Annotated in this window: 34 protein-coding genes; 9 read left to right on the plus strand and 25 right to left on the minus strand. The window is 54.8% G+C overall.

Translation table 11 applies throughout. The features are described from left to right. The first annotated feature begins 3 nt into the window (after positions 1-3). The 3 genes from IH404_RS13845 to IH404_RS13855 all read left to right on the plus strand — a co-directional run bounded on the left by IH404_RS13845 (position 4) and on the right by IH404_RS13855 (position 3,315). Positions 4-351, plus strand: coding sequence for a hypothetical protein (locus tag IH404_RS13845; RefSeq protein ID WP_194438016.1), 348 nt, complete (start codon positions 4-6; stop codon positions 349-351). Between the two features lie 152 nt (positions 352-503). Continuing rightward, positions 504-980 carry a hypothetical protein gene (locus IH404_RS13850; RefSeq protein ID WP_242462601.1) on the plus strand — a complete coding sequence of 159 codons (477 nt, stop codon included), beginning with the start codon at positions 504-506 and terminating at the stop codon, positions 978-980. 475 nt (positions 981-1,455) lie between these two features. Next, a complete protein-coding gene (locus IH404_RS13855) occupies positions 1,456-3,315 on the plus strand; it encodes a calcium-binding protein (RefSeq protein ID WP_194438017.1) in 1,860 nt (619 codons plus the stop codon). A gap of 110 nt (positions 3,316-3,425) precedes the next feature. Here the strand turns inward: IH404_RS13855 and IH404_RS13860 are convergent, their stop codons facing one another. Continuing rightward, a complete protein-coding gene (locus tag IH404_RS13860; protein ID WP_242462602.1) occupies positions 3,426-3,893 on the minus strand; it encodes a MerR family transcriptional regulator in 468 nt (155 codons plus the stop codon). Positions 3,894-3,987: 94 nt separating this feature from the next. Between IH404_RS13860 and IH404_RS13865 the strand changes: the two genes are divergently transcribed. Then, the gene (locus IH404_RS13865) at positions 3,988-4,626 is read left to right on the plus strand and encodes an NAD(P)H-dependent oxidoreductase (protein WP_078821309.1); all 639 of its coding nucleotides are present in this window, start codon (positions 3,988-3,990) and stop codon (positions 4,624-4,626) included. A 124-nt stretch (positions 4,627-4,750) separates the two neighbouring features. On the opposite strand, the gene IH404_RS13870 is transcribed toward IH404_RS13865, so the two are convergent. The 13 genes from IH404_RS13870 to IH404_RS13930 all read right to left on the minus strand — a co-directional run bounded on the left by IH404_RS13870 (position 4,751) and on the right by IH404_RS13930 (position 14,571). Next, positions 4,751-6,199: a serralysin family metalloprotease gene (locus IH404_RS13870; protein ID WP_194438018.1), complete on the minus strand. Its 1,449-nt coding sequence runs from the start codon at positions 6,197-6,199 to the stop codon at positions 4,751-4,753. Positions 6,200-6,913: 714 nt separating this feature from the next. Then, entirely contained in the window at positions 6,914-7,948 is a 1,035-nt protein-coding gene (locus IH404_RS13875; protein WP_194438019.1) for a tyrosine-type recombinase/integrase, read from the minus strand. Then, positions 7,949-8,161: a DUF4224 domain-containing protein gene (locus IH404_RS13880; protein WP_194438020.1), complete on the minus strand. Its 213-nt coding sequence runs from the start codon at positions 8,159-8,161 to the stop codon at positions 7,949-7,951. 2 nt (positions 8,162-8,163) lie between these two features. After that, entirely contained in the window at positions 8,164-8,382 is a 219-nt protein-coding gene (locus IH404_RS13885; protein ID WP_194438021.1) for a hypothetical protein, read from the minus strand. A 42-nt stretch (positions 8,383-8,424) separates the two neighbouring features. Then, a complete protein-coding gene (locus IH404_RS13890) occupies positions 8,425-9,171 on the minus strand; it encodes a hypothetical protein (RefSeq protein ID WP_194438022.1) in 747 nt (248 codons plus the stop codon). After that, positions 9,168-9,419, minus strand: a complete 252-nt coding sequence (locus IH404_RS13895; protein ID WP_242462603.1) for a hypothetical protein — start codon at positions 9,417-9,419, stop codon at positions 9,168-9,170. Before IH404_RS13895 ends, IH404_RS13890 begins: the two co-directional genes overlap by 4 nt. A gap of 43 nt (positions 9,420-9,462) precedes the next feature. Further along, entirely contained in the window at positions 9,463-9,771 is a 309-nt protein-coding gene (locus IH404_RS13900; RefSeq protein WP_194438024.1) for a hypothetical protein, read from the minus strand. Between the two features lie 50 nt (positions 9,772-9,821). Further along, positions 9,822-10,067 carry a hypothetical protein gene (locus tag IH404_RS13905; RefSeq protein ID WP_194438027.1) on the minus strand — a complete coding sequence of 82 codons (246 nt, stop codon included), beginning with the start codon at positions 10,065-10,067 and terminating at the stop codon, positions 9,822-9,824. Further along, positions 10,064-10,489 carry a hypothetical protein gene (locus tag IH404_RS13910; RefSeq protein WP_347340287.1) on the minus strand — a complete coding sequence of 142 codons (426 nt, stop codon included), beginning with the start codon at positions 10,487-10,489 and terminating at the stop codon, positions 10,064-10,066. The genes IH404_RS13905 and IH404_RS13910 overlap by 4 nt, the downstream gene beginning before the upstream one ends. A gap of 403 nt (positions 10,490-10,892) precedes the next feature. After that, positions 10,893-11,456, minus strand: a complete 564-nt coding sequence (locus tag IH404_RS13915; protein ID WP_194438029.1) for a hypothetical protein — start codon at positions 11,454-11,456, stop codon at positions 10,893-10,895. Continuing rightward, complete coding sequence (locus IH404_RS13920) at positions 11,453-11,764, minus strand: DUF4406 domain-containing protein (protein ID WP_073842580.1); 312 nt, start codon at positions 11,762-11,764, stop codon at positions 11,453-11,455. The genes IH404_RS13915 and IH404_RS13920 overlap by 4 nt, the downstream gene beginning before the upstream one ends. Continuing rightward, positions 11,761-12,357, minus strand: coding sequence for a hypothetical protein (locus IH404_RS13925; RefSeq protein WP_194438030.1), 597 nt, complete (start codon positions 12,355-12,357; stop codon positions 11,761-11,763). Before IH404_RS13925 ends, IH404_RS13920 begins: the two co-directional genes overlap by 4 nt. A gap of 255 nt (positions 12,358-12,612) precedes the next feature. Continuing rightward, positions 12,613-14,571 (minus strand): DNA cytosine methyltransferase, encoded by a 1,959-nt coding sequence (locus IH404_RS13930; protein WP_194438032.1) that lies wholly within the window; start codon positions 14,569-14,571, stop codon positions 12,613-12,615. A gap of 390 nt (positions 14,572-14,961) precedes the next feature. Here IH404_RS13930 and IH404_RS13935 point away from each other — a divergent pair, with 390 nt between their 5' ends. Continuing rightward, on the plus strand, positions 14,962-15,576 hold the full coding sequence (locus IH404_RS13935) for a riboflavin synthase subunit alpha (RefSeq protein ID WP_194438034.1): 615 nt from the start codon (positions 14,962-14,964) through the stop codon (positions 15,574-15,576). 69 nt (positions 15,577-15,645) lie between these two features. Beyond that, positions 15,646-16,215, plus strand: coding sequence for a hypothetical protein (locus IH404_RS13940; protein WP_194438036.1), 570 nt, complete (start codon positions 15,646-15,648; stop codon positions 16,213-16,215). Here the strand turns inward: IH404_RS13940 and IH404_RS13945 are convergent. The 5 genes from IH404_RS13945 to IH404_RS13965 all read right to left on the minus strand — a co-directional run bounded on the left by IH404_RS13945 (position 16,170) and on the right by IH404_RS13965 (position 18,595). Continuing rightward, positions 16,170-16,505 (minus strand): hypothetical protein, encoded by a 336-nt coding sequence (locus IH404_RS13945; protein ID WP_194438038.1) that lies wholly within the window; start codon positions 16,503-16,505, stop codon positions 16,170-16,172. The two genes, IH404_RS13940 and IH404_RS13945, sit on opposite strands and share 46 nt — an antisense overlap. A gap of 69 nt (positions 16,506-16,574) precedes the next feature. Then, entirely contained in the window at positions 16,575-17,045 is a 471-nt protein-coding gene (locus IH404_RS13950; protein ID WP_194438040.1) for a hypothetical protein, read from the minus strand. After that, positions 17,042-17,284 (minus strand): hypothetical protein, encoded by a 243-nt coding sequence (locus IH404_RS13955; RefSeq protein ID WP_194438042.1) that lies wholly within the window; start codon positions 17,282-17,284, stop codon positions 17,042-17,044. The genes IH404_RS13950 and IH404_RS13955 overlap by 4 nt, the downstream gene beginning before the upstream one ends. 7 nt (positions 17,285-17,291) lie before the next feature. Further along, positions 17,292-17,855, minus strand: coding sequence for a siphovirus Gp157 family protein (locus tag IH404_RS13960; protein WP_194438044.1), 564 nt, complete (start codon positions 17,853-17,855; stop codon positions 17,292-17,294). After that, on the minus strand, positions 17,852-18,595 hold the full coding sequence (locus IH404_RS13965; protein WP_194438046.1) for a hypothetical protein: 744 nt from the start codon (positions 18,593-18,595) through the stop codon (positions 17,852-17,854). The genes IH404_RS13960 and IH404_RS13965 overlap by 4 nt, the downstream gene beginning before the upstream one ends. A 124-nt stretch (positions 18,596-18,719) precedes the next feature. On the opposite strand from IH404_RS13965, the gene ykgO reads away from it, so the two are divergent. Beyond that, the gene (gene ykgO, locus IH404_RS13970; RefSeq protein ID WP_019816741.1) at positions 18,720-18,875 is read left to right on the plus strand and encodes a type B 50S ribosomal protein L36; all 156 of its coding nucleotides are present in this window, start codon (positions 18,720-18,722) and stop codon (positions 18,873-18,875) included. Here ykgO and IH404_RS13975 read toward each other — a convergent pair whose 3' ends face one another. The 6 genes from IH404_RS13975 to IH404_RS14000 all read right to left on the minus strand — a co-directional run bounded on the left by IH404_RS13975 (position 18,876) and on the right by IH404_RS14000 (position 22,561). Next, positions 18,876-19,067, minus strand: coding sequence for a hypothetical protein (locus IH404_RS13975; RefSeq protein ID WP_194438048.1), 192 nt, complete (start codon positions 19,065-19,067; stop codon positions 18,876-18,878). Continuing rightward, positions 19,064-19,255, minus strand: coding sequence for a hypothetical protein (locus tag IH404_RS13980; RefSeq protein ID WP_194438050.1), 192 nt, complete (start codon positions 19,253-19,255; stop codon positions 19,064-19,066). The genes IH404_RS13975 and IH404_RS13980 overlap by 4 nt, the downstream gene beginning before the upstream one ends. Further along, positions 19,252-19,674 (minus strand): hypothetical protein, encoded by a 423-nt coding sequence (locus IH404_RS13985; RefSeq protein ID WP_194438051.1) that lies wholly within the window; start codon positions 19,672-19,674, stop codon positions 19,252-19,254. Before IH404_RS13985 ends, IH404_RS13980 begins: the two co-directional genes overlap by 4 nt. Positions 19,675-19,832: 158 nt before the next feature. Continuing rightward, the gene (locus tag IH404_RS13990) at positions 19,833-20,216 is read right to left on the minus strand and encodes a helix-turn-helix transcriptional regulator (RefSeq protein ID WP_194438053.1); all 384 of its coding nucleotides are present in this window, start codon (positions 20,214-20,216) and stop codon (positions 19,833-19,835) included. 838 nt (positions 20,217-21,054) lie between these two features. Beyond that, positions 21,055-21,705 carry a DUF4760 domain-containing protein gene (locus tag IH404_RS13995; protein WP_102606502.1) on the minus strand — a complete coding sequence of 217 codons (651 nt, stop codon included), beginning with the start codon at positions 21,703-21,705 and terminating at the stop codon, positions 21,055-21,057. Between the two features lie 67 nt (positions 21,706-21,772). Further along, a complete protein-coding gene (locus tag IH404_RS14000) occupies positions 21,773-22,561 on the minus strand; it encodes a S24 family peptidase (RefSeq protein WP_194440675.1) in 789 nt (262 codons plus the stop codon). A gap of 116 nt (positions 22,562-22,677) precedes the next feature. Between IH404_RS14000 and IH404_RS14005 the strand changes: the two genes are divergently transcribed. Both IH404_RS14005 and IH404_RS14010 read left to right on the plus strand, forming a co-directional pair. Beyond that, positions 22,678-22,881 carry a Cro/CI family transcriptional regulator gene (locus tag IH404_RS14005; protein ID WP_102606500.1) on the plus strand — a complete coding sequence of 68 codons (204 nt, stop codon included), beginning with the start codon at positions 22,678-22,680 and terminating at the stop codon, positions 22,879-22,881. Positions 22,882-22,960: 79 nt separating this feature from the next. Then, on the plus strand, positions 22,961-23,386 hold the full coding sequence (locus IH404_RS14010; RefSeq protein WP_102606499.1) for a phage regulatory CII family protein: 426 nt from the start codon (positions 22,961-22,963) through the stop codon (positions 23,384-23,386). Positions 23,387-23,420 lie beyond the last annotated feature (34 nt).

The following is a 23,420-nucleotide window of genomic DNA, read 5'->3' on the forward strand; positions in this document are numbered from 1 at the left end:
GTAATGAAATTTCCAAGCACAAGTGACTTTTTGGAGGAGTTTGGTATCGAGCCTATCGAGGTTGATCCAACCTTGGCTCTATGTCGCTATACAAAGAAGTCAAAAAATAGTGAACTCGAGGTTGATGTTTCTTTTAGTGCTGTGATGAAATCGTTTCAGGTCGTGCTTAGGCTTTCTATGCAAGAGCTGGCAGTTATTTCGTCGGAAAATGTCAAGTCTATTGAGTTAGTGCGGGATAGTTCTGGGGCTGGAGTTCATGTTGTATTTGAATTTTGCGAATCAATTTCGGAGGCCATAGTGATATTTGAGCCGGAGGTCAGTTGTCGGTGGTGGACATTGCGTAACGGATAAGATGGTGTAAAAGGAATAAATCCTCCTTCAGTACCACGCAACGCAAGCAACCTTGCAGGCGGCCCGTTGCGAAGTGCAGCCCAGATAAGCGGGCGTTTTAAGCTTGATGGTGGACCAGTTAAAGAAAAAATGGGCAGATTTGAATCACAAAGGTGACAGATTTATTTGATTTACGAGTCCTTTTAGATATGGCGAGTGAGTATCCAAAAAATAAAACTTTCCCATTTTTCGTGTTGGGAGGGGATGTGCAAGGGATAGAAAGCAATATAGATGGGGTTGAAAAACTTTCGATTATTCCAGGATTTAATTTGTACAATTTGAATCTCGTATTAAGCTTTAACGTTCGGCAAGAACACTCGGGAGAGGATGTCTCGACGTATGAGATTGGGCTTGTCATGCTTTATGAGTTTGAGCGTTTTGAATACGAAGTTGGCTTAAGATTTATGGGGGTGAGTCGGTTTAAAGTTTCCGAAGTGAACGGTGCTTTTTACTTGAGCGAGATAGAACTGGAAAATGTTTCCGCAGATCAGCTTGAGGGCATCAATTTTAGGTTTAAAGATCATGGAGGTTCTGGATTTGAAGTACTGTCTCGTGGGTTTTCAGTTTCAAGCTGTAAGCCTCGTGACTGAAGCTGTAAATTGAGCCTGGTAAAAAGGTGAGGTCGCAAATCGGGTAAAAAGTGACGGTTTCTTTGGTTGTTCTGAGCTAATAAGTCAGGCATTTTCTCCGCCTCCATTTTTCAATTTTCTGTCTGGTTCTCAATCAAATTTTTGCTTTTTCAGAGCAGAGCACGACGCCCTACTTTTTTGACCAGTGGGTCACGAAAAAAACAGATTTTTCTATCGTGCTTAGTAAATATTGCTCATGGCATTTATGTCGTATGTATCCCTAACAATATGCTCCTTTAATCCGATAGTCGGTCACTTCCTCACTGCACTCCTACGCTAATGTTGACAAGCTTCCTTAATGGTCAAAGTCGATATTAAGAAAAGAAGCAGCCTGAACAGAATGCACAACAACAACTTCAATGCATATTGTTTAGCCCGACGTATCAGTTATTGCCGTCGACTTCGGTGTTGATCGCTGGGCTCAAGGAGTACTGACATGGCTATATTCGATTACAAGGGGCAAGATGCCCGTGTGCTGATTTCAGATGCCTGGAACCTCGCCACTTACACCAGCGGTGTCGCGACCGTAGGCGCGCTCTACAACCTTCCAGGGGCGGTACTGGGGGAGGGCAACACCTTTGCATTGCCCAAGGGCTGGCGTGAAATCGGCGCCAATGAACTGAGCGTTGATAGCAGCCACACCGATATCACCGGAAGCTTCACCGGCGATGGCGTGTTCGGCTCCCAGGCCAGGGTGTTTGGTCAATACGATGACAGTGGTCAATTGCTGAAAATGGGGTTTTCCATTGCCGGCACCAACTCCCTGACGGATCTGCTGGGCTGGCCGGCCATGATCGACAACTCGTATATCAACGGCTATGAGTACCTGCTCAATTCAATCAAGGATTACGCGATAGACCACAACCTGAGCGGTAAGGATGTGCTGGTGACCGGCTACAGCCAGGGCGGCTCAGTCACTAACAGCATGTATATCGGCAAGGACACGCTGGCAGACGGTTTCTTCAAGGATTCGGACTACTTTGGCATGGAGTCGCCCAAGTCCAGCAACAGCGACGGAATCTACAACTTCGGTTTTGAAAACGATGTGGTGCACCGCCTCACCGGGCAGGAAACCAACGTGGGAAGCGCCATCATCGACGCTCTTCAGGGGAGTGACGCCAGTTACACCTCGACGACCGACAATATCGTGCTGTTCGATACGATCTACGCCCTGCCAACCTGGCCCAATGGTCCGTTTTCCATTGCCAACTTGTCAGGATGGGCTGCGCACCTCGAAGGTATTTTCATCAACCCCATCCAGCGCATCGCCCAGTCGACGTTCTACGATTACATCGAGCGCGATAGCACCATCGTGATCAGTAACCTCGACGCGATCAGCCGCAGCTTCACCTGGGTCAGCGACAAACAGACCGCCACCTCCAACCATTACGGCACACCGGCCTTCCTGCTGGGCACCGACAGTGCAGACAAGCTGCAGGATGGTCGCAGCGATGACTTCCTCGACGGGTTCAGTGGTGACGACAGTTTCCGGGTCAGTACCGGTACCGATATCGTTGCTGGCGGTGCAGGCGATGACAAAGTCTTCCTCAAAGGTACGGCGTCCTCCTACGAAGCCGTGAAACTGAGCGACGGTACGTTGTTTTTAAACGATAGCAGCGGCCAATACGGCCTTAAAGAACTGCATGGCGTAGAGCATGTCGAGTTCGAAACCGGCCTTGCCAACACGCTCGGCCAGTTACCCGTTATCGGCGGCATCTTCAGCGGTATCGGGCAGGCGCTGACACCGTCTTATACGGTCACCAACGGCAAGCTGGATTTCGATGGCCTGTTCGGCGCCGACAAGGCTTACGCCAGATCCATCGAAGGTAGCCAACTGGCCGACACCCTGAAAGGCACTGCAGCTCGCGACCTGATATTCGGCCAGAACGGCAACGATCGGCTCGACGGTGGCGCCGGAAATGACCTGCTGCACGGCGGTGACGGCAACGACACGCTGCTGGGCGGCACGGGTAACGACTCGCTGTATGGCGCCAGTGGTAATGACGTGTTGATCGGCGGGCAGGGCAATGACCTGCTCAGTGGTGGCGTGGGCAGCGACTTGTTTGTGTTTGATCAGCGCGGGTTCGGCCATGACGTGATCAGCGACTTCAACATCCATCAGAACGGGCATGATCTGCTGGTGTTCTCCAAGTCGTTGTTTGCGAGCGCCGATGCTGTAATCGGGTCCACCACCCAGAACGGCAGTGACAGCGTGATTCTGGCGGGGGACAGCAGTGTCACCCTGGTGGGGTTCAATGCGGCACAACTGAGCGCAGAGATGATCAGCGTGGTTTGATGCGGCATCGGTACAGCTGGCGATAAAACCTCACAGGGTCGCAGATGCTGTGGGGTTTTTTCATGCCTGTCGTTTTACAGCAATCTATATCCCGCGGTATCGCGTTCTCGTCACTTGCCGGAAGCCATCATGTGCTTGCTTCGCATGACTACGGCTCGATCAGGCCTTGATCGCTCAGCGCTGCGCGGGCAATCCAATCCCGGTGCGATGCCAGTACGAAGGCTTTCTTCGAGGGTTTGTTGCAGCATCAACAACTCCTCACGCTGCACTTTTAGCGTGGCTTCGATTTGCTGTATCTCCTCCAGACGTACATTGATCTGTTCCAGAGTGAGGGATTTGGAGCAGCTCCCGTCATGAAGGAAAAGGCCACGAATGGTGTCGAGGGAAAACCCCAGCCTTTGCGCGTGGATCACGACTTCCAGGCGCTTAATGGTGGATTCGCTGTAATAGCGATAGTTGTTCATGTCGCGCGTGGGGGCGTCCAGCAGGCCTTGCTCCTCGTAGTAGCGTATTGCTGAAGCAGCAAGGCCGGTACGTCGCGCAATCTCGCCTATCTTCATTTTTTGCTTGACCTTCAAGTTGACTTTAATCCGCAGTATAAGCCGCAGCGTAATCCGGAAGGTAATCGGATTGGGCTGGATAAACACCGTTGACCTACGTGGAATGTGAAGAATGAGCAAAATAACCGAGTTGCTGAATTGGCGTTATGCGACGAAAAGTTACGATTCGTCCAAGACAATACCTGCTGAAAAGCTGGAGCGAATCCTGGAGGCGGTACGCCTGACGGCGACGTCGAGCGGGCTCCAGCCATTTGAATTGCTGGTGGTGACCAATCCGCAAATTCGCGAAAAGATTAAGGCGGTCAGCTGGAATCAGTCCCAGGTGACCGACTGCTCTCATTTACTGGTGTTCGCCGCCTGGGATGACATCACGCCTGAGCGTGTCAACATGATGTTCGACCTGACCAATACGGTACGAGCTACCGTCAACCAGGGGTGGGAAGACTACCGTCAAATGCTCCTCGGTATAGTCGCCGAGCGTGGGCAGGAGGCCAACTATCAAGCGGCTGCGCGCCAAGCCTATATCGGCCTCGGCTCGGCTTTAATCGCCGCGGCATCCGAGCAAGTCGATGCGACGCCCATGGAAGGTTTCGACCCATCGGCTGTCGATGAGATTCTGGGACTGGGAGCCAGGCATCTGCGCAGTGTGGTGCTCCTGCCTTTGGGGTATCGGGCAGCAGAGTCTGACTGGCTGGTAAACCTGAAAAAAGTACGGCGGTCTCGCGAAAATTTCGTAACCGAAATCAACTAGGGAGAAGTGCAGCCGCTCCACATTGCAGCAATAGTGGGGCGCAGCTGCATGGGTAGAACCGAGTATTTGATCGTGAGTTCCTTTCCAATCACTGAGCGCGGCGCACGAAGCGCCGCGCTTTGTATTACGCCACGATGTCGCTGACGGCTGCCTGGCCGACGGTGGTGACGAGGAAGTCCGCCACACCGTGCCCGGAGAAGTCCACGGCCAAGGTGCCCAGGTTGGTACCCGAGGCATAGTTCAGCACGGCATCGCCGGCATGGCCGGTAAATGCATTGACGAAGCTCAAGCCCGCACCTTTGGTAATGCCCGACAGGTCGATCTTGTCGGAGCCCGAGGTGAAGTCAAAGATCTTGTCCGCAGCGCCTGGCCTGGAATCGGAACTGGCACCGTACACGAACGTGTCGTTGCCGGCGCCGCCCCACAATTGGTCTGCGCCGCCACCTCCGTAGATGAGGTCGTTACCGGCCCCGCCTTTGATGAGGTTGGCGACCTGGTTACCAATGATCAGGTCGTTGCCCGAACCGCCGAATGCGTTCTCGATGGTGACGCCCTTGGCGATCGACACGTTGCCGACCAGGCCGCCAACATCGGAGAACGAGGTGGCAGTGAGGTTGATCTTCTGGTTTTGAGTGAAACCGGAGAAGTCCAGAGTGTCTTTGCCGCCGCCGTCCCATACCGAAAACACCAACTTGTCGGCATCGGATGTAGCAGTGAGGAAATCACGCCCGGTATTGGAGTTGAACCCGTAGGTCGTGTCACCGGCGCGAGTACTGTAGTTGGCACCGTAAAGCTTCTGGATCGCGGCGATGTCGTCGATCAGCGGGCCCGCAGCATAGGCTTCGACACCACCTTTACTGAAGTTCTGGTTGGTGTTGCTCTCGCTCCAGTAACTCATCACGGAGTAAGCATGTGTATCTTCGGCATATTTCGCATCCGAATACGACGGTTGACCCACACTGGCGTCGTACGAACCTGGATGCTGCAGCCCAAGTGTGTGACCAATTTCATGGGTCAAGGTTTGACGACCGTAATTGCCGTTAGCCGGTGTTAAGTTTTCTTGATAGTTTTGATTGGTATAAAACAACGCATCGCTATTTCCGCTGTTATTTGGATAGAATCCAAATGCTGATCTGGCACCACCATGCTGCAGGTCATTACTGTAATTGCCCAGTGATATATGTGCGTCGCCTCCGCTTCTGGATTCGATGAATGAAATGTTGGCGACGTCCGACCAGGATTGGAACGAAAGAGCTGCTTGGGATCTCTGTTGAGCGTTGAATGCGCTGAAGCCAGAAACATTCTCGGAGGCGTATGCTTGACTTTCTGAAGTCAGAAAACTGTAGGTGAAGTTGTATTTCCCATTGTGGTCGTTGTCACCCCAATAGTAACCTCCTCGAGTGATTTCATCCGCGGCCTGCGCAACAGTGTAAGACGGCTTGCCCTGTGGGGAATTAAATCCTCCTCGATCATAGGTGTGTGAAAAATTATAGAGGGCCTGGTAATTTTCACTTGTTCGGAGCTGCGCCGACGTGGTGAGTGGGTTAACAAGATGTTTTGCCAAGATAGTCATACGAGTACATTCCTTCGTGTCCGTTGATTTGGAGTGTTATATGCTTATCACGTTTTCGTTGCCTTCTTGTTGTGGTAGTCATTTATAAAGGACTTGTGGGTTTAGTGTTATTTAAAAATTAAATAGAATATATAACTTATTGATATATCCTCAGAAATTATCAAGGCGCCTTAGGTGGGTGAGTAAAATGGCTGATTTTATTGCAGGGAAGTAATTTGCGTTTTTAAAGATACAGCCAAGATGCGGCCAGGTCATGTGATGGCGTATTGGGTGCGCGGTATATGGTCAAGATTGTTGTCGTTTTGTATATGTGATCTAACTTTAAATTAGGCTGTGAGCTATTATTTCGATACTTTAGTGGCGGCTCGGGGCGTCTGGTAACTGCCCGATGGCAGTAAGAATATAGGCGCACCGTCTCTCCGGTGGATCAGGTAGGACTGCTTTCTGGGCTACAGTCCGGCAGGACGCCGGGAAAGGTATTACGGGGTAGAAAAGATAAGGGCCTGCTCAGGTTTCCCTGGCAAGCCCTTGATATCTATGGTGCCCGAACCCGGAATCGAACCGGGACGCCCTTACGAGCGGGGGATTTTAAGTCCACATACAAACATATACAAAACAGTAGGTTAGCGATACTTTCGGTCCGCAATTGTTCTTAGATGACTCGCTTGTAGCCCTTTGTTTTCAAGGGCTCATATATTATTGCGGAACGGAATTTTACTTCGTGGGAAGCACCTTTAGGCCTTTGCGGCGCCGGATGTACTGCTCTGTCATGCCGACAGTTGTGTGACCCAATTGATCTCTCGCATCGCGAATACTTCCAGTCGATTCCTCCTTGTCTGTTGCCGCTTTTGCGCGTAGGTCGCGCATCTGAAAAGCAGACTTTTCAATCCCGGCCTTCATTCTGGCCGCGTCAAATCTCCCTCTGAGCATACTCGTTGTCATCGCCTGGCCGTTGTCCATAACGACGAGCCTGGTTGAGCGAATCTTGTGCCCCTTTTTCCTTTCCAGAATGCGGTCAATAACCACCTTCAGCTCTCCTACAATCTCAATGCGGCGTTTTGCACTCGTCTTCCCCTGCTTTATCAGCAACTGGTTATCCAGCAGGTCACGTTCGTCCATCTTGAGCGTGTCACCTATGCGCTGAGCTGTGAGATAGAAGAGGTCTAACGCGTCCTTGAGTGGCTGATCAGCGTGCAGGTACACCGCCGCAAACATTTCGTCTTCGACGTAGGTGTCCCGGCCCGTTTCCTTGTTCCCTTTGATGCCGGCGCACGGGTTTGCGAGCGACGTATAACCGCTCTGACGGGCGAAATTCCAGATGGCGCTGAGCAAGGCTTTTTCTCGGTTGGCGCGCACCTTCGCTGTCTTCGACCGATAACGCAGGTACTGAACGACATGCTTCGGCTCGATAGCCTCAAGCGGGCCGGGCGGATCATTGAAGAAAATCAACAGTTGTTTTAGCTCGCGGACGTTGTCTTTTTGTGTGTTCGGCGACTTGGTAGGCACCACCTCGTCCATATATTTGTTTGCGACGTACTCGAAGGTGAGCACCTGTGCGACGATTGCATTGGCTGCCCGGCTCTTTTCAAGCCGAGCATATTCAACGATTGCGGCTCCGTAGTCAGAACCCAGAGCGATTTCCTTTCTCGGTTTATCGCCTGCGTCGTAGTAGTAATAGACCCTTCCCCCTGGCCGCAGGCGCTTTCTAAGCCGAGGGATGCTGCCAGGGTTGGTCGGTCGTCTTGCCATTTACTGGATACCCATCCGTGGTTGCCATTCAGCCTTTTCTGGCTTGAGATCTTTCGAAATGACCATCAGCGATGCGGATATCACGCAAGGCCATCCGTTGCGCTTGATGGTGTGCCGTATACCGTTACGCGATAGGACCTGAATCTGGCCCGCTTTTGTTCTGGCGCCCGTCAATTCACAAACATCTTCGTGCGACAGAAAATGAATTTCCATAACTACCTCCCGCCGGCAGTGGGCCGCGCTGTCTTGATGATGTGGATTGCCAGGCCAAAGCTGATCAGCAGCCAGGCGCATGTGCCGGTGAAGGCGTAGAGCAGTGCCTCGGTGGTGCCGGTGACCAGCAGGTCGAGCCCGAGCCAGCCGAACCAGCCGATGGTTCCTGCCAGGTACAGAAAAGCGCCCAGCAGTATCAGGGTGAGTTTCATAGCGAACATGGGGTGTCCTTGCCGCGCTGGGCGGCAGAAGGTGGGTTAGGGTTAAAGCAAGGCGCCTTGCTTCGGCGCCGGCTCTGGGATTTGGTAAGTCCAGCGGGGAAGCGAATTGTGCGACTCGATGCGGCTGCGCATTACTGATGCGCGCGCCTCCTTGGTGGGCGGGGAGTAAGTGCCGCGCCAGGCTTGGTCGATCCCGATGTTCCGGCCGATGTTCGTGCTGTCTGCACTTGATAGGGGCAGGTGGCCGAAGATCGCTGGGTCGAGCATGCGCAGGCCGTGAAGCTTGCACATCGGCCTGCCGTCATCGTCGCAAACAACCCGCATCGCTTTTCCCATCTGCGCCCACCAGGCGGCGCTGCCTGGCTGCGAGTAATCGCCTGAGCTGCCGATACACACCCTTGGCCAACTGCTTGCCAGGCGCTCTAACCGATCAAGGCTTTCGTGCATGTGCCAGACGGGCGCACCAAACCATCGTGGTAGCGGCCATTCCTCGATCAGTGCATCATTTGCCGCCTCGTCTCCGTCGATCACATCAGGGATCACGGCGAAGTCGCAGGCGGGGATCAGCTTTGCGTCAGCGGCCCAGCGGTAGAACGGTTGCCAATCTGTAACCGGCTTACCTTGCTTCCAGGCTGAAAACGCTCCGTTGTCGATAGCAAACGACTGGCAGACTTGCGCAGCAAGTGCGAGTTGCCGGGGATCGCTGAAGCTGACGAAGGCATGGCCGCCACCAATCGCGGCGGCTGCGGCTGTCTCTGGCGTTATGGGCAGGCCGTGGTAATGGATCATCCGCTAAGCCTCACTGTTTCGATCTCAACACCCTGGTGCGTTGCGATGATGGTTTGGTCGCCGCCCAGCGATTCAGCTAGGCGATCGGCGATCTGTTCGTGCCAGCCCTTTTTGATCAGTGCCGTAGCTGCCCGGATGTGTTCGACATGGATCATTGCGGGAGACCGCAACTCAAACCGATAGATGATCGTTTCGCCGTCGGACGGGCAGACGGCTGCGAAGGTGTGTCGATAAATATTCACGCGCATACCTCGCCCGCCGCTCACCGGCAGGCATGTAGGGGGATTGGGGTTAGGGCTTGATCGTGATGCCAGCGGCATCGATAGCCTTGAAGCATGCGTTGCGCATTTGGATCTTGGCGTGGTGGGCATCCAGCCAGCTGTCGTCGATGGCGTCTTCTGGTGGTTCCGGCGAAGGGCCAACCGTTGGCAGGTCCACCACCAGGGTTTCGCGGGAGCGCTTGAACCAGTACCAGGCCCGGGCAACACGTTGCACGCTGTAGCTATCGCCCAGGCGCTGCAGCTTGATGAACGATACCGGCAGCTTGCCGTTGTCATCGCTGAACGCCTGCTCGAACTGATCCTGCATTGTCTGCGTCATGATTTATTCACCTTGTAGATGAAGACGTAGGCGAACCAGAGGGGGGGCGATCATGGCGTCACCTCTTGCTTTCCGTCTTCCGCCCGCATGAATGCCGCCATGTCGCCCATCTGCTCGACAATGGCGCGCTCTTCGGTCGCGGCTGTATCAATGATTTTTTCTTTGAGAGCCTGGCAGCGGTGACAATCCACTCGTTCCCAAATTCCAGAAAGCCCCGATCCCTCGCCTAGCCAGGTTCCGCAAGACGCCCGCTCGATGTCGTCCGCTCTAGGCCCTGCAAAGAAGTGCGTCTTCATGGCGTAACCCTGCGCGCCCACTGGACATATGGGCCGTCATCCGTATCGAAGATCCCCATCAGGAACCACTCAGGGCCTGGCGATTCGGGATTCCAGGCGGTGCACGCGGCATCCTCGTCAGGTAGCTCCTCGAGCTCGTCGCCCGAGTGCCAGCCTCTCAGCTCCAGTCCCTGTTCCTTGACCCATCCAACGTAGGGCGCCGGGTCTTCGCCTTCGCCAAAGCTGGGAATGTTCGGGTGATACCACCAGCCGTCTGCATCGCGCTTCACCTCGACCGGCCCAAACGGCTTGTTGTCGCTGTGATCCTGGCAGGGAGTGACGTAAACCACGTCGGAGTAGTGCCCGCCGCCAGAGCTGAATTCCATCCTGCAGCCGCACTTGGCGGGCTCGCTGTTAACGAACGTAATCTTTTGTTCGGGCATGACTTCGTCCTTGCCGCCATAGCGGCTATCAAATTCATAGAGGGGAGAGGTATCGTTTCCTCCTCAGATAGGGAGGTGCGATGTGGTCGTGCACGGAGTTGAATACCGATTTTGTTGCGCCTCAAGCGTCATCGAAGGTCACGATGGACTTGCGATGGAGTGCTGGAGGGGTAACAACGGACCGTTGTTTGAGATATTTCGAAATGATGAAACGCTTCGATTCGAGGTGACTTTGTTTATACCGGACGTTCCGCTTGAGTTGCTTGAATACGCGGTCCCGATTGCCCGAGAGTGGTTGGGAGAGTTTGTACCCTATCCCTAATGCCGGGTTCCTTGCCGCTATAGCGGCTGACTTTGAAGGGGGAGGGGTTACAGGTTTTGCGGGTGGAGTACGGATGTACTCCTATCGGGATTTTGCGCTCTGCCGCGACAGATCCAGGGCGTCTTCGCCTTGCTGAGTCATTTCCCACAGTGCAGGGCTGCGCTGCACGCGATTAAGTAGGCCGAGCTGGGTGAGCAGGTCAAACCAGTGCCGCCCGATGTCTGCACCCTGGCCGTCATCCGCGCACTCTTGAAAACGCTCCAGCTTGCGGATCACCTTTTCGGCGAATGGATGCACCACCGCTACCGGCGCTGGCTGCTCGGCGTGGTCGAACATCGCCTTGTATTCAAAGCCTTGATCTTCCCAGGATTCGACCACATCCCATTCCTGCGTGAAGTGGTTAATCGCGTTGCCGCGGGTCTGCACCCAGCCATACGGCTCATTGTTTTCTGTCTTGCCGCACTTCGTGCATGTCAGCGTGAACTCGCCGTCGTCCGTCCATTCATGCGCGCAAGGGGCAGGTGCATCAAGTAAGGCACGCAGCTCAACGACATGGCTATCGGTATCGAATCGAATCAGGCCGGCATCTCGAAGCGCCTTCTCGAGAACCAGCGGCTTAACGCTGATCAATCTTTCAGTGCTCATACAGCCTCCCTCGTTACCAGATCATGGGCATCCACAACGGTCATGCCGAGCTTCTCGGCGATCAGCACTTCCAGCTTTGCGCCCTTTGAATTCTCCCAGCCGGGCAGGGTGGCCACGGTGTCGCAGTCCATCAGGGCGGCAATGTCGCGGCGCATACAGTCGGTCCAGGTGCCGCCTTCTGGGTTTATCTCGGCGGGGTTGGTGACTGTGTGGCCGCTGGCGCGTAGGCTGGCGGTCATGCTGTGGAAGGTTGGGAAGTTCAGCCCGGGCAAGCCGCTCATGGGGCCGCTGAGGTAGATGCGCTTCATGCTGCCTCCTTCGGCGTGTAGGTCAGCGTGCCGTCGAGGATCGCTTCCTTGATAGCGTTGAACTCCCAGGCGTAATACTGGGATTCGACATAAACCCTCATGCCCTCGCGGTAGTCGTGCTTCTTGCGCTTGATGAAGGCTTCCGCGGCCGCGTGGGTGAAGTGGGCGTTGACGTATACCCAGCGGTCGTCCCAGCCCGTGACGGTGTGGTCCGGTAGTTCGCCGAGCAAATACCACTGATCCGACTCGTCGGCCTTCATAAATTGGCACTCAGACCAAGCCTGCATTTTTTTATTCAGCTGGCTTTTCTGGTAGCGGGACAGGCCGTCCCAATACTCTTTGACCGAATATGCAGCCGATTCGCCGCTGTCCCAATACACCATGCGTTGTTCGGTGTAGTCCATGTCCAGACCGCAGACGATGCGCCGAGCTTCGACGATGAATATCGCATCGCGAGTGCAGTGATCATGGACACGTTTACCGTTGCAGTCGTAGCGCAGGCGGTTCACGAATTCGGCCCAGGTAGCAGCGTCGAGGCCGTGGCCGGTTGCCAGGCTCGGCACGGGCTCAGCGATTTTGTTTTCTGTAGGCACGGGGAGTCCTTGCCGGGCCATGCCCGGGCGGTGGAGTGGGGGAGTTGGAAAAAACCCAAGAGGAAGGGTGGGCCGAGCTTTGAATTAATTGGGCACTTATAGACTACGAAGCCATATCGTTGGCTTTGAGTCTTCATAGGAAGCTCAAAATGAAACAGCTTATTGAAAACCTGATTTTCCAGGTCCTGATTGAACTGCTTGGTCAGATGCTCATGCGTCTGGCGGAGTGGATGGCGGCAGTGCCGTGGTTATGAGTTATGCCGCAGCCGACTGCCGCTGTTCGGCACGCCATGGATCATTGGCTCTCGCCAGTGCTGCCATCGGCGGCGGGCTGACGCTGTTGCCGCACATATGAACCTGCTGTGTCTTGGTGAACGGTTTGCCGTCGGCGCCGTGGCTGATGATGTAGTCGGCCGGGAAGCCCTGGGCCTTGTACAGCTCGGACGGCTTCAGCATCCGCAGGCAGATATCGACGATCACATAGGGCGTGCCCTTGACCATCACGGTGACCATGGCCAGTCGGTCTTTGGTGGTGATGTTCGGCGCTGGTGCATCGCAAGCACTGACGTTCTCGGTACCGTAATAACTAATCAGGAATGCCGCAACGCGCAGGGCACCGTCTTCATGCTCTGGCGACAGCTTGTAATGCAGCAATGCGTGATGCTCAGCGCCGGCGGTCATGGTTGGTACAGGCTCATCCACTCCCCGACCCACGCAGTTCCGTCGCAAGGTGGCTAGGCTGGCGCTTACAAACTGCTGCTGGCTGCCGGTGTTAGTGACCGTGGTCATGGGTTCGTGCATGCTTTTGGCGTGCGTGGTGTTGAATCCGCCATTTGCCTGGATCATCACCGCAGCGCTGACGGACTGGCCGCCGCCGCTTGCAGTGACGGTGCCCACCGGGCCGCAGATATCGTTCACCCCGTGGGAGCGGCGTTTGTTTGCGCCTGAGCCTTCGCCGTGACCAGCCTGGACGATGCAGGCGGATGCCAGTGCGTGCTTCACGCCGCCAGCAACAACGGTGCCCAAGGGTTGATCAACGCCAGGCACACGAGGCTCTTGTCCTGGGCGCTCGCCATAGCCTGATTGAATCAGCGTGGGGCTGATCAGCGTCAGCTCGCCTCGATTCGCGCACGTCACTGTCGGCAGTGGGTCGAGCGGATCGTTGATACGGTCGCTGCCCTGGTGTGTTGCGGGTGCAATCACCGGACTGACGACCGAGAAGGCGCCGCCCTTTGGGTATGAGGTCACGGTCCGCAGCGGTTCGTCGGCAGACTGCACCGTTTCCCCTGACCAGTTGGCAATCGGCACAATGAACGGCGCCGCGCTATCGATGACGAACTTCTTCATCCCCTTGGCTACGCGGCGCAGGGTGGCCGGGGCCAGGTCCTTCTTGCGGCCGAAAATGCTTTTGCCCAGGTCAGTGAAGTCGATGCATTCAGCTGCTGTTTTCCACTTCTGCTGGCCTTTGACGGGGTTCTTTGCATGGGTTGGCTCAGGCCACACAATCGGCTGACCGTCGCATCGGGCGATCATAAACAGGCGCTCCCGGCTGGTGGGCGCGCCGAAGTCGCAAGCTTTGATAACCTTCCACTCCACAACGTAGCCCATGCCTTCCAGCAGAGCCACGAAACGGCGCCAGGTGCGGCCGCGCTGCTTCGGGTCAGGAATAAGGAACTGCTGTCCCACCGGCACGACCTCACCAGGTGCAGCAACTTCGCCGCCGAGCTTCACCACGCGGCCGGTAGCCTTGTCGCGCTTGGCGATCAATCTTCCCCACTGCAGGATCTGTTTCACGTTTTCCAGGCTGATTACCCGGGGCCGCTTCATGCCTGCCCACTTGAGGCCAATCCAAGAAAGGTTGCGGATCTCGCGCTTGCGCGGTTGGCCGCCGGCCGCCTGGCTGTGGTGCGTGCAGTCCGGTGACATGTGGAACCAGCCCACGGCTTTGCCGCCACATTCGGTGTCCGGGTCACCATCGAACACATCGGTGGTGAAGTGCTTGGCGCCCGGGTGATTGACGGTGTGCATGCTGATCGCTTGCGGGCTGTGGTTCTTCGCCACGTTCACTGTGCGGCCCAGGCCCATTTCCAACCCGGTACCGGCGCCGCCACCACCACAGAAGAAGTCGACAACGATCTCATCGTCCTGAGGGTTGAAGCCGAGTCCGTATTGGGTTTTGAAATCGAAGGGGTGTTTCTTCTGTTGTGCGGACATAGGGGATCCTCGCCGGCAGGCGTGATTCGTTAATTGGATTGATGATCTGCACTCAGCAAAAACCTGATGGTGACTGCGGTGAGTATGTAAATTGATGTAGTAGAGATACGTCTGATAGGTGATGAGGTCGTGCGGATGATTAGTCGGCCTGCTGATGCGCTCGGCGCCAGAGTTCGCTTGGGTTCTTAAGCTGATCGCTGACCTAGCGCAGTTGTGAGTGTTAACATGAAGCCGCGGGCCTTAGAGGCAGACTAGGTGCGCTGAACCTTGAAATAGATAACGTTTTTTGCTTAAGTCCAAGTATTTGAGGTTGGGGGCAGGCATCTCTAAAATAATTGTCCGTCGGGAAAATGAGTTTTTGCCGATTTATTCAATATAGGGGTTGAATCTATGTATACGGGGATAGTGCAGGGCACTGGAATAGTCTTGGATGTGAGATCTGGCGATGGCTTTAAGAGTCTGCTTGTTAGTAATCTAGGTGGATTGTTCAATGATGCTTTCGTCGGAGCAAGTGTAGCTATCGATGGAGTGTGCTTAACTGTTACTTCTGTCTTTGTAAACTCCGTTACTTTTGATGTTTCGGATAAGACGAATCTAAATACCTCAATGCAATATTTGAGCATTGGCGATGAGGTGAATATAGAGCGATCGCACATTACCGGCTCTGAGAACGGCGGGCACAGTCTCTATGGCCATATTGAGGGTGTCGCTGAGATAGTTGAACTTAAGAGTCGTGGGGAGACGGTGGATATGATACTGAAGCTTCCTCCGCTCGCTATTAAATATTTCTTCTCCAAGGGTTTTATCGGGATGCATGGCGCTAGTCTGACAGTTCATGATGTCGATAGACAAAAGAATCATTTGAGCGTTAGTCTAATTCCAGAGACAATACGCCTGACAAATTTCAGGCTTCTGCGTAAGGGCTCATTTGTCAATATCGAAGTTGATCATGCCACTCGCGTGATGGTCGATGCTATATCCGCAACGCTGAGGCCGTTACATTAGTACTTATTTTGAGCTACGACTTCGCCGGCTGGCGCTGTTCAGTGATATGGGGTATTACGGGTGACCGGCATGGAGCCGGAAATGGAGATGGCTGTGGCAGAATTACTTCTTGATGATGCGCGAGGCTATTGGCGAGATCTTTCCGCAGAAGCTTACGATGAGTTCTGGACTGAGTATCAGAAAGATATTCAGCCTGACGTAAAGCATCTTTTACGTGTTTACCGAAGACTTCTATGCGCGGCGCTGTTGCTCAACCATCAGGCTGACAAGGTCGCCCCGCTACATGGTCTGGATGGCGGAAACAAATTCATGGATCTGATAGCAAAGTCTGATAAAGAAATCGGGCTGAAACTCCATGCCTGTCGACACTTCGCCAACGACGCTAAGCACGAAATGAAGCGAATCCAAGAGGCGCGTACCAGGCCGCGAGATCCAGAGTACGACCAAGAAGGGAGGTATGAGATCTTTGAAATCCACATGCTCGCGCTTGATGGCGAACTCTACGACATGTGTCGCATTGCCGGTGAAGTTTGGCAGTTCTGGATCGGTTACTTCGATGGGTCGGCAGCAGTTAACCATCGGCAGGCACTGAGTCAGCTCAAGCTCGGCGACAACACCTCGTCCCCTGGATCTTGCTGAATTATTTGCATGCTCTTCATGTGAAACTCCCGAGCCACGTTTTCAGGGATTGCGATTTCGTGGCGCGGCGGATTCAGTAGAGGCTGGCACTTTGCGGAACCCAGCGCGTGCAGGTGATGAATCATCAACGTCATCGCCTCTCCCTGCTCAGTAATGCCTGACCACTCCATCAGGTCGGCCAGCGCCTGCCGTGTGCCTGGGCGAACCCTGAGCCTCAACTCTTCCTCGGCATTCGCCACGCGCTTCCTGGCAGACTTGGCCGAGCGCTCTTTCTGCGGTACTGCTGCCATGGCCTACCTCTTCTATTCCGCTGGCCGGCAGTGCGAGCCAGGTTTGACGTTTGCGTTGCTGGATGCGGGCTATGCGGCGCATGAGTCGACCTTCACCTGGTGCCAGGCGCCCACCGCTTCGAAGATCCGCGCGGCGTGCGCCTCGTCCAGCGATATCGCTTCAGGTATGGCGATCCAGCCCGAAGCCACCATCTGGCTTTGATTGGCCTCGCCGCGCAGCTTCTTGTAGCAATGCTCGATCACGTCTTCCAGGTGGTCGGAGAGGTAGACGCCTTCGGGCGCCACCTCCACCGATTTGCTGTAGCGGTCGCCCCGGGCGTCGATACAAAGCGCGCTGAGGTAGATCGTCCACCGGTGGGGAATACCGCAGACGGCCTGGCCGATCCTCCCCGGCGCGATGTTCTTCAGCGACTTGTAATTGATCATGCCCTGGCGGCCGCTGGGGTCGATGTTGACCACTGCGACGTGATTGGCGGCCAGCAGCGACCGGCAGGATCGGTCAATGCGCGCTTTGAGGTTGTGCGGCTTGCGCTTGCTCATAAAGCCTCCGCAAGTTTGCGCAGCGCTTCACGCTCGGCCCGGGTGATGGGCGGCTTGCGGCGCTTGAGGATGGTGTCGGGGTCGATCTTGGCAGAACGCTTCGGCGGTGGCGGGTTGATAGATGGGCTATCGCCCTGGTAGATCGTTCCGCCAGCGGCCAGGAACTGTGCGGTGCGCTCCGATATTGAGTCGGCGTGCTGGCGTTGCTGTTCGACCAGGTTGAGGTGGTTGCTGATCATGGCTGCCTCACTTAATTCTGATTGAACTGTCGCCGCGCTCCAAGTGGGCCCAGGTAGGTTCGGGTAGAAGTTCGTGTTCAGCGTCTTCACCGGCTGTCATGCGCTTGCGCACCGCTTCGTTATGCTCGCGGATCTCTTTAAGCTTGGCGGCGATGGCCTTTTTGTCGGGGGTGATGCTCGATTTCACCGACGTCAGTTCGTCCGGCACGGCGTCTTCGTTGTCCACGATGACCCGTTCGATGCCCATGGCCAGAGTGATGGTGAAGAGCGGACGCTTGATCGACTTGATGTTGGCGGCTTCCATGTTGCGGCGCAGGTAGTCGCTGATCTGCGACACGCTGTTGGACTTGATCCGCTTGAGTTCAGCCAGGCGCTCGATTTCGTTGTCGATGGCCGTCACGTCGCTTTCGATATTGCGGCGCAGCATGACGATGTTGTCGGCCTTGTCGTTGAAGTCGCCTTGAACCTCGTCCATGGCGTGCTGCAGGGCCTCTTTCAAGCCTTCGTCGTCGGTGTCGGCCATTGCCTGGAGTTCGGCGAGCTTGCCGGTGAGTGCGTAGAGTTGAGTCATGCTGCGGCCTCCGTGCCTTTTTCAAGCACAGCTTTGCGCTCCTCGAATGCTCGTGTGATTCGCGCGATGAAGGTGGGTTCGTTGCGGCGAGTTGCCTCGCGGATGTATTTCACGTTCAGAAGCTTGAGTTCGTGAGTCGTGACGGCCTTGCCGATGGTTTCGACCGCTGAGGCAAGCCAGTCGACACGCTCTTGTTTTTGGCGAAGTATCTCGGCGTCCTTGTCCTCGGCCTTTTCAAGCTTGAACTCTTCGGTGATGGTGTCGACGTAGGTTGGATCGTCGAACATGCCCATGTAGATGTCGGCGGCGAACCCCAGAGGCTGCAGGCATTTACCGATGGCGTCAGTCAACGATTTTTTCGCCGCGTCCCAGTCGGTAAGAATTTTTCCCTGCTGCAGGTAGATAAATGGCGTATGGCCGTAGTGCTGAACCGTGCATTTCTGCCCAGCGTTGCCCAAGTACCAAAGTTCGATTTTTACGGTGTGTAGCTTCGCGCAGATCATCGGAGCCTCTGGCCACTCTTTCGTGGGCCCCTGGAGCGGTGCACCTTCGTCAAATCGATCCTCAAGGACGTTCCAACCCCAACCCTCACCACATGGGCCGAAAATTTCGGTCGCCTTGCGCATGAGATAGGTTGGCCTGATCGCAGTGCCCTTAAAACCACCTGCGCCAGTGTATTTTTTAGTCGCATCAGGGTCGGTCGTGTCGACCTGGTCCCAAATTCGCGTGTTCGTGGCCATGAGAAATCCTTGCCGCGACGATCGCAGCAGTGAGTAGGGGGCAGGGAAATAAAAGTTGATAAACATTCTTATTCGTATTTAAGATACGTAATAACATTTCAACTAATCGCAAGGAGCCTCACCTATGAAAGTGCTGTCCTCACTCAAAGAAGCTAAAAACCGTCACCGTGACTGCCAGATCGTTATGCGCCGTGGCCGGATCTACGTGATCTGTAAATCCAATCCGAAATTCAAAGCGCGTCAGGGCAGTGCGAAAAACAAGAACAAGGGCAAAGGCTGATCAGCTCTGCCGCTCAACTCGGTAGCGCAGGACCTGGAGCACTCGACCGCCGTAGCCAGGTTCTGCGTATTGCTCTACCGGTGCCCCGAAGAAGCCACGCCGTTCGGCCAGGCTGTAGGCCTCCCGCAAGTTGTGAGCGCTAATGTCTTCGAGCTGCTCGTCGATCAGGGATTTAACCGGTGCGGTACTCATTGAATCTCCTTACGCCGCCGGCTGACATCCAGTAGACGGGCGCTATACCAGTGGAATTCTTCTGCGTTGATGGAGCCCGAAGTAAAGTGGCGGACGATCAAACCCTCAGCCAAGATCTCGTCGAGAGCGGGCTTATCTGGATCTTCAAGCGCAAACAACGCTTTATCGATCTCAACGTAGGGGCTCACAGTTCGTCGTCCTCGGCCTGGGCGATAAGAGCGTCATCAGCCAAAGGTTGAAGGAGGCGTTCGGCAATCTCGCCTAGTTTTCCCAGTGGATGGTCGCTCCGGCCGAGTAGCTCCAGAGCTTCCGATTTCACCCTCGAACCCGCCATCCCTGCGATCAGTAAGTAGCCCAGGGCTGGAGTGTCGACGCCGCAGTCGGCAAGTAGGTTGTTGGCGTACTCATCGACAGCCAGTGCGAACTGATGGGCTGTGACGCCTTGCTGCGGGTGCAGATGGCGCTTGAACACCACGCCGCCACCTCTGGCCAGCTCTTCGGCTGCGTTGTACAGCCATTCGCTGCGAGCCAATTGCAGAGAGGTTTCGCTCACCGGAGGCGGCAGTTGTTCGTCGTGCTCAAACTGAGGTTTGCGTAGTGCTGACATGGTCGCCTCCAAAGTGGCGGGTTGTTCACCTGTATTCGTCAACACCCATGCCTCCCGCTGGTTGCCGATGGGCGCGGGGGAGGAGTGCTGACGTAATAGAGGTGTGGAAGGGTGCCCAGGCCCGCTACTGGTGGCGGCCTGGGTTTGTTGTGTGTCTATCAGGCGAAAAGCTCGGCGCATTCCGCCCGGCGCACCATTCGCACCTGAGCCATTCGCCTTTCCGGCGCCCGGCGATCACGACGCAGCGAGTCCTCACTGACCATCGAGTGCATGGCGATCAGCGCCGCCAGAACAAAGCACACCGGCGTGATGATCTGGCGCTTCATGGCCTCAGCCACCAAAGCCGTGCGCTTCGTCACGCCCAGCTTGAACATCGCATTGGTGAGGCGCTTTTTGACAGTGCCTGCTTCTATGCCTGCTTCCCGGGCAATCTCTTTCGAGGTGAATCCCTGGGCAATCCAAAGCAGAAACTGAAGCTCTCGCGGCGCGAGGCCACGCCCGAGGTGACCCTTCCATGAACCGTTGATGATTGTTGCGTCCATCGTCGTGACCCTCGGTTGGTTTCCCGTTAGGCCCTGTTGCCAAGAACTATCGGTGAAACCCCCGACCTCGCTACTGGCGACAGGCCGGGGTTGTTGCGTCAGCGGTATGGCCCGTTGCCCGCTGCCGATTGCAGGGCTGGCCGGTCGTCTTCGGTGTGGGCGTCGAGCTTCCTCCTCACAGCGTTAAACAGCATCTGTTCGCCGTGGATCACAGGTCCTTACAACATGCACGCTACAGCTCTGAATGCCCTGGCTGAGTGGGGCAGGGTGCATGAGGTCCGGCGTTCCCAGCCGAGGCTATCGGGATCGCTAATTCAAATCTTTTGGAGCTGGCCGTGACCCGCTTCTGGCGTCGGTCACCGGCTTGAATCAAATTGTTCTTCCAGCCGCGGGCCTTTCGGCTTGTTCTCCCGCTGGATAACTGTTCTTGGCGCTTTACGCTGCACGCCCGGGTCAGTTGCCAACCCTCTGAACCGTTTAGGCCGGTTCATCGCTGCCTTTGAATCTGGGCCGGTGGTGATCCGGCAAGGGGTGTCGCTAAAGATCGGCGCAGCTTTCGCTGCTGGACCAAAGTATGCTGGCTTGCGAGTAAAAGTAGCAGTGCTAATTTTGAATGTAAATAGCACTGCTAATAATAATTTCAGCGGACGTAAAAAAACCCGCACGGAGCGGGTCTGGAGCGGCCGGTACTAGGTTTGAATTGCAAGAGGGAAGCGGTGCGCACGGTGCGTAGCGGTTGATAGCCTCATTTCAATGTAGTTAGTCGCCCTACAGTTGCGGCTTGGGGTCCTGCAATCGCCAGTAAATAGCAGGAGCTTTTCTATTCATTGGTCATAACTCATTTTAATCCAAGGCTCTTTAAGGAAATTGGCCGCTTCTGACTGCTCAATTGGGTGCTAATTTTTTTAAGCTCTTTTTGCGTTTTATCGTGAGATGCTTTGTCAGACCAGTCTCGATAAAGCTTCGCGAGCCCTTCATATACCACATGGTCCTCGTCCTCTCTTGCATGCGCAATGTAGGGTCGAAGATATTCTATGTTAGATAAGATAAAATAATGCTCGAGTTTATAGCAAAGTTCTTCGTCAGTAATTCCGGAGTATATATAGTGAGCGAAGTTTTCAATATCATTCAGTACGAGTACTAGGCAATTGTAGAATGGAATAGCTTCGTCGCTTTGATACCAGTCAAGCCAATCTTGGTTAAATGTTGAGCCTGCGCGTGAGAGGCCGACTATTTTGCCAGTAAAATCAGGGCTCTCTTTGTATGAGCTATCTTGGAAAGCTTGGTTCGTTAACGCTTCAATGCTCCGAAGCTTTCGGTCTAATATGGAAATACTTAACGCAATTGTTTCGCGCTTGAATCGAATTTTTGCTTCTTCTTTGAATGCTTTCAGTTGGTAAATTGCGACGCCCGCGCCCAGCAGGATTAGGGGCCAAGAAACAAAATAAGCGAACTCTGCATAGGGTCTGTACTCGGTAATAAAGTCCATAATTAAGCATGCTTCCTTGAGATTTTTATAGCTTGTCTAAACGGATAATTTGACATCTCGACTTAATTCAGCGCGAGTACATCGCCCACCAAAATACATGACCCAGAATCGATACCTGCTGCTCTTGAATCTGCTGGAAGGTGTAATCCTCGTCGGGATGCTCATCACGATTGAAGCTGCGCAGTCGAATCCCTATGGGGATGCGGTAGACCTGCTTCACGCGAAGCTGACCGTTATGGTTGATGGCGTACATCTCTCCATCGACTATATCGCTGAGAGAGTTTTTCCCTACGTTCACTCCTACGGTTGCGCCGTCGCGTAGCACGGGCACCATGCTGTTGCCGCCGACCTTCACGCATTTTGCGTTGCTGAACTGAACGCCATTTTGGCGCAGGTCCTTCTTGTTGAAGCGCAGACGTGAATTAGCGCTTTCCTCAATAGCAAATCTGCCAGATCCGGCCGCCAATTCGACTTCATGAAGGAAAGGAACGTATACCTCATCATCATCGAGCGGGGTTTCATCGTCCCAAGTCTCGATACTTCCTAATTTTGCGCTTTGCTGGATGCGCTCCGGCTGCACGCTGGCAACAGTGGATAACAGTCGAGAGCTGACTTCGCCTGCATCGAAGTTGAGCGCCTTGGCGAGCTTTAGCAGTGCCTCCACATTTAACGGCACCTTCCCCGTGGCGTATTGGCTGAATGCACTTTGTCCAGACCATCCGCACGCTTCGGCAACGTCCGCCTGAGTCAGGCTGCGCCCGGCAGCTTTGGCGGCTGCTTTCCGCTGTTCATAGATGGCCTTGAGCCTAGCGCTTTCGGCGACTTCTTCGGTGGTAAGGGGGCGGCGTATTTTCATACGAGCAAGAGTATTAGCAGAGCTGATATCTTTGCAAATAGCGCTGCTATTATTAAGTTGCTGATAAAAATCAGCGCTGCTACTATGCATGGCAGATATAAAACCGTGGAAACTCCATGAAAAAGATCCCCTTGAGCAAATACCTAGAAGAGAACGGCACTCAAGCCGCGCTTGCTGCTGCTCTCGGCGTGAACCAGAGCGCGATCTCGCAAATGGTTCGAGCCGGCAGAAGCATCGAGATCACCCTTCATGACGACGGGCGTATCGAGGCTAATGAGATTCGTCCGATCCCAGCACGCCCGAAGCGCACAGCAGCCTGAGGCTTTTATTGCTGACTGCCTGAACAAATGATCGCCTCTGCACCTGCAGGGCGCCACGTAAAGAATTTCGAGGTGTTACATGCAGGAATTGATGAAGGCGATCTATGACGTCGTGGATGAGCATGGGGCAGGGCGCATTGCAGAGGGCGCCAGCTTCTCCTCGAAGACGCTGCTTTCCCAGAAGGCGAACCCGGACTACGACAGCCACAAGCTGAACGTCCAGGAGCTGCACAGGATTATGAAGTTCACGCGGGACTTCCGCCCGCTGAAAGCGTGGGCCGAGGCTTTCGGTTTCGACCTAGTGCCAAAGGAAAAGCCCGAGGGCATCAACCTCAACACTGCGCTGCTGCGCCTGCACGCCGATCTAGCTGACGTGACCCGCCTTGCCTTCGACGCCCAAGCCGATGGCTGCGTTTGCACTCGCGAGAAATCCGAACTGCTCAAAGAGGCTGAGGAGGTGATCGTCAGCCTGGAAGTTTTCAAGCAGTCGGTTAAGGCGGCCTGAATTACAGACACAAAAAAGCCGACGTACGAGGTCG

Source organism: Pseudomonas sp. OST1909, assembly GCF_015277575.1.
In the GTDB taxonomy this organism is placed as follows: Bacteria; Pseudomonadota; Gammaproteobacteria; order Pseudomonadales; family Pseudomonadaceae; genus Aquipseudomonas; species Aquipseudomonas synxantha_A.

Coding starts and splice junctions, on each gene's coding strand:
- IH404_RS13845 (WP_194438016.1), top strand. CDS start 4: ATGAAATTTCCAAGCACAAGTGACTTTTTGGAGGAGTTTGGTATCGAG.
- IH404_RS13855 (WP_194438017.1), top strand. CDS start 1,456: ATGGCTATATTCGATTACAAGGGGCAAGATGCCCGTGTGCTGATTTCA.
- IH404_RS13865 (WP_078821309.1), top strand. CDS start 3,988: ATGAGCAAAATAACCGAGTTGCTGAATTGGCGTTATGCGACGAAAAGT.
- IH404_RS13870 (WP_194438018.1), bottom strand. CDS start 6,199: ATGACTATCTTGGCAAAACATCTTGTTAACCCACTCACCACGTCGGCG.
- IH404_RS13875 (WP_194438019.1), bottom strand. CDS start 7,948: ATGGCAAGACGACCGACCAACCCTGGCAGCATCCCTCGGCTTAGAAAG.
- IH404_RS13880 (WP_194438020.1), bottom strand. CDS start 8,161: ATGGAAATTCATTTTCTGTCGCACGAAGATGTTTGTGAATTGACGGGC.
- IH404_RS13885 (WP_194438021.1), bottom strand. CDS start 8,382: ATGTTCGCTATGAAACTCACCCTGATACTGCTGGGCGCTTTTCTGTAC.
- IH404_RS13890 (WP_194438022.1), bottom strand. CDS start 9,171: ATGATCCATTACCACGGCCTGCCCATAACGCCAGAGACAGCCGCAGCC.
- IH404_RS13895 (WP_242462603.1), bottom strand. CDS start 9,419: ATGCGCGTGAATATTTATCGACACACCTTCGCAGCCGTCTGCCCGTCC.
- IH404_RS13900 (WP_194438024.1), bottom strand. CDS start 9,771: ATGACGCAGACAATGCAGGATCAGTTCGAGCAGGCGTTCAGCGATGAC.
- IH404_RS13905 (WP_194438027.1), bottom strand. CDS start 10,067: ATGAAGACGCACTTCTTTGCAGGGCCTAGAGCGGACGACATCGAGCGG.
- IH404_RS13910 (WP_347340287.1), bottom strand. CDS start 10,489: ATGCCCGAACAAAAGATTACGTTCGTTAACAGCGAGCCCGCCAAGTGC.
- IH404_RS13915 (WP_194438029.1), bottom strand. CDS start 11,456: ATGAGCACTGAAAGATTGATCAGCGTTAAGCCGCTGGTTCTCGAGAAG.
- IH404_RS13920 (WP_073842580.1), bottom strand. CDS start 11,764: ATGAAGCGCATCTACCTCAGCGGCCCCATGAGCGGCTTGCCCGGGCTG.
- IH404_RS13930 (WP_194438032.1), bottom strand. CDS start 14,571: ATGTCCGCACAACAGAAGAAACACCCCTTCGATTTCAAAACCCAATAC.
- IH404_RS13935 (WP_194438034.1), top strand. CDS start 14,962: ATGTATACGGGGATAGTGCAGGGCACTGGAATAGTCTTGGATGTGAGA.
- IH404_RS13940 (WP_194438036.1), top strand. CDS start 15,646: ATGGAGCCGGAAATGGAGATGGCTGTGGCAGAATTACTTCTTGATGAT.
- IH404_RS13945 (WP_194438038.1), bottom strand. CDS start 16,505: ATGGCAGCAGTACCGCAGAAAGAGCGCTCGGCCAAGTCTGCCAGGAAG.
- IH404_RS13950 (WP_194438040.1), bottom strand. CDS start 17,045: ATGAGCAAGCGCAAGCCGCACAACCTCAAAGCGCGCATTGACCGATCC.
- IH404_RS13955 (WP_194438042.1), bottom strand. CDS start 17,284: ATGATCAGCAACCACCTCAACCTGGTCGAACAGCAACGCCAGCACGCC.
- IH404_RS13960 (WP_194438044.1), bottom strand. CDS start 17,855: ATGACTCAACTCTACGCACTCACCGGCAAGCTCGCCGAACTCCAGGCA.
- IH404_RS13965 (WP_194438046.1), bottom strand. CDS start 18,595: ATGGCCACGAACACGCGAATTTGGGACCAGGTCGACACGACCGACCCT.
- ykgO (WP_019816741.1), top strand. CDS start 18,720: ATGAAAGTGCTGTCCTCACTCAAAGAAGCTAAAAACCGTCACCGTGAC.
- IH404_RS13975 (WP_194438048.1), bottom strand. CDS start 19,067: ATGAGTACCGCACCGGTTAAATCCCTGATCGACGAGCAGCTCGAAGAC.
- IH404_RS13985 (WP_194438051.1), bottom strand. CDS start 19,674: ATGTCAGCACTACGCAAACCTCAGTTTGAGCACGACGAACAACTGCCG.
- IH404_RS13990 (WP_194438053.1), bottom strand. CDS start 20,216: ATGGACGCAACAATCATCAACGGTTCATGGAAGGGTCACCTCGGGCGT.
- IH404_RS13995 (WP_102606502.1), bottom strand. CDS start 21,705: ATGGACTTTATTACCGAGTACAGACCCTATGCAGAGTTCGCTTATTTT.
- IH404_RS14000 (WP_194440675.1), bottom strand. CDS start 22,561: ATGAAAATACGCCGCCCCCTTACCACCGAAGAAGTCGCCGAAAGCGCT.
- IH404_RS14005 (WP_102606500.1), top strand. CDS start 22,678: ATGAAAAAGATCCCCTTGAGCAAATACCTAGAAGAGAACGGCACTCAA.
- IH404_RS14010 (WP_102606499.1), top strand. CDS start 22,961: ATGCAGGAATTGATGAAGGCGATCTATGACGTCGTGGATGAGCATGGG.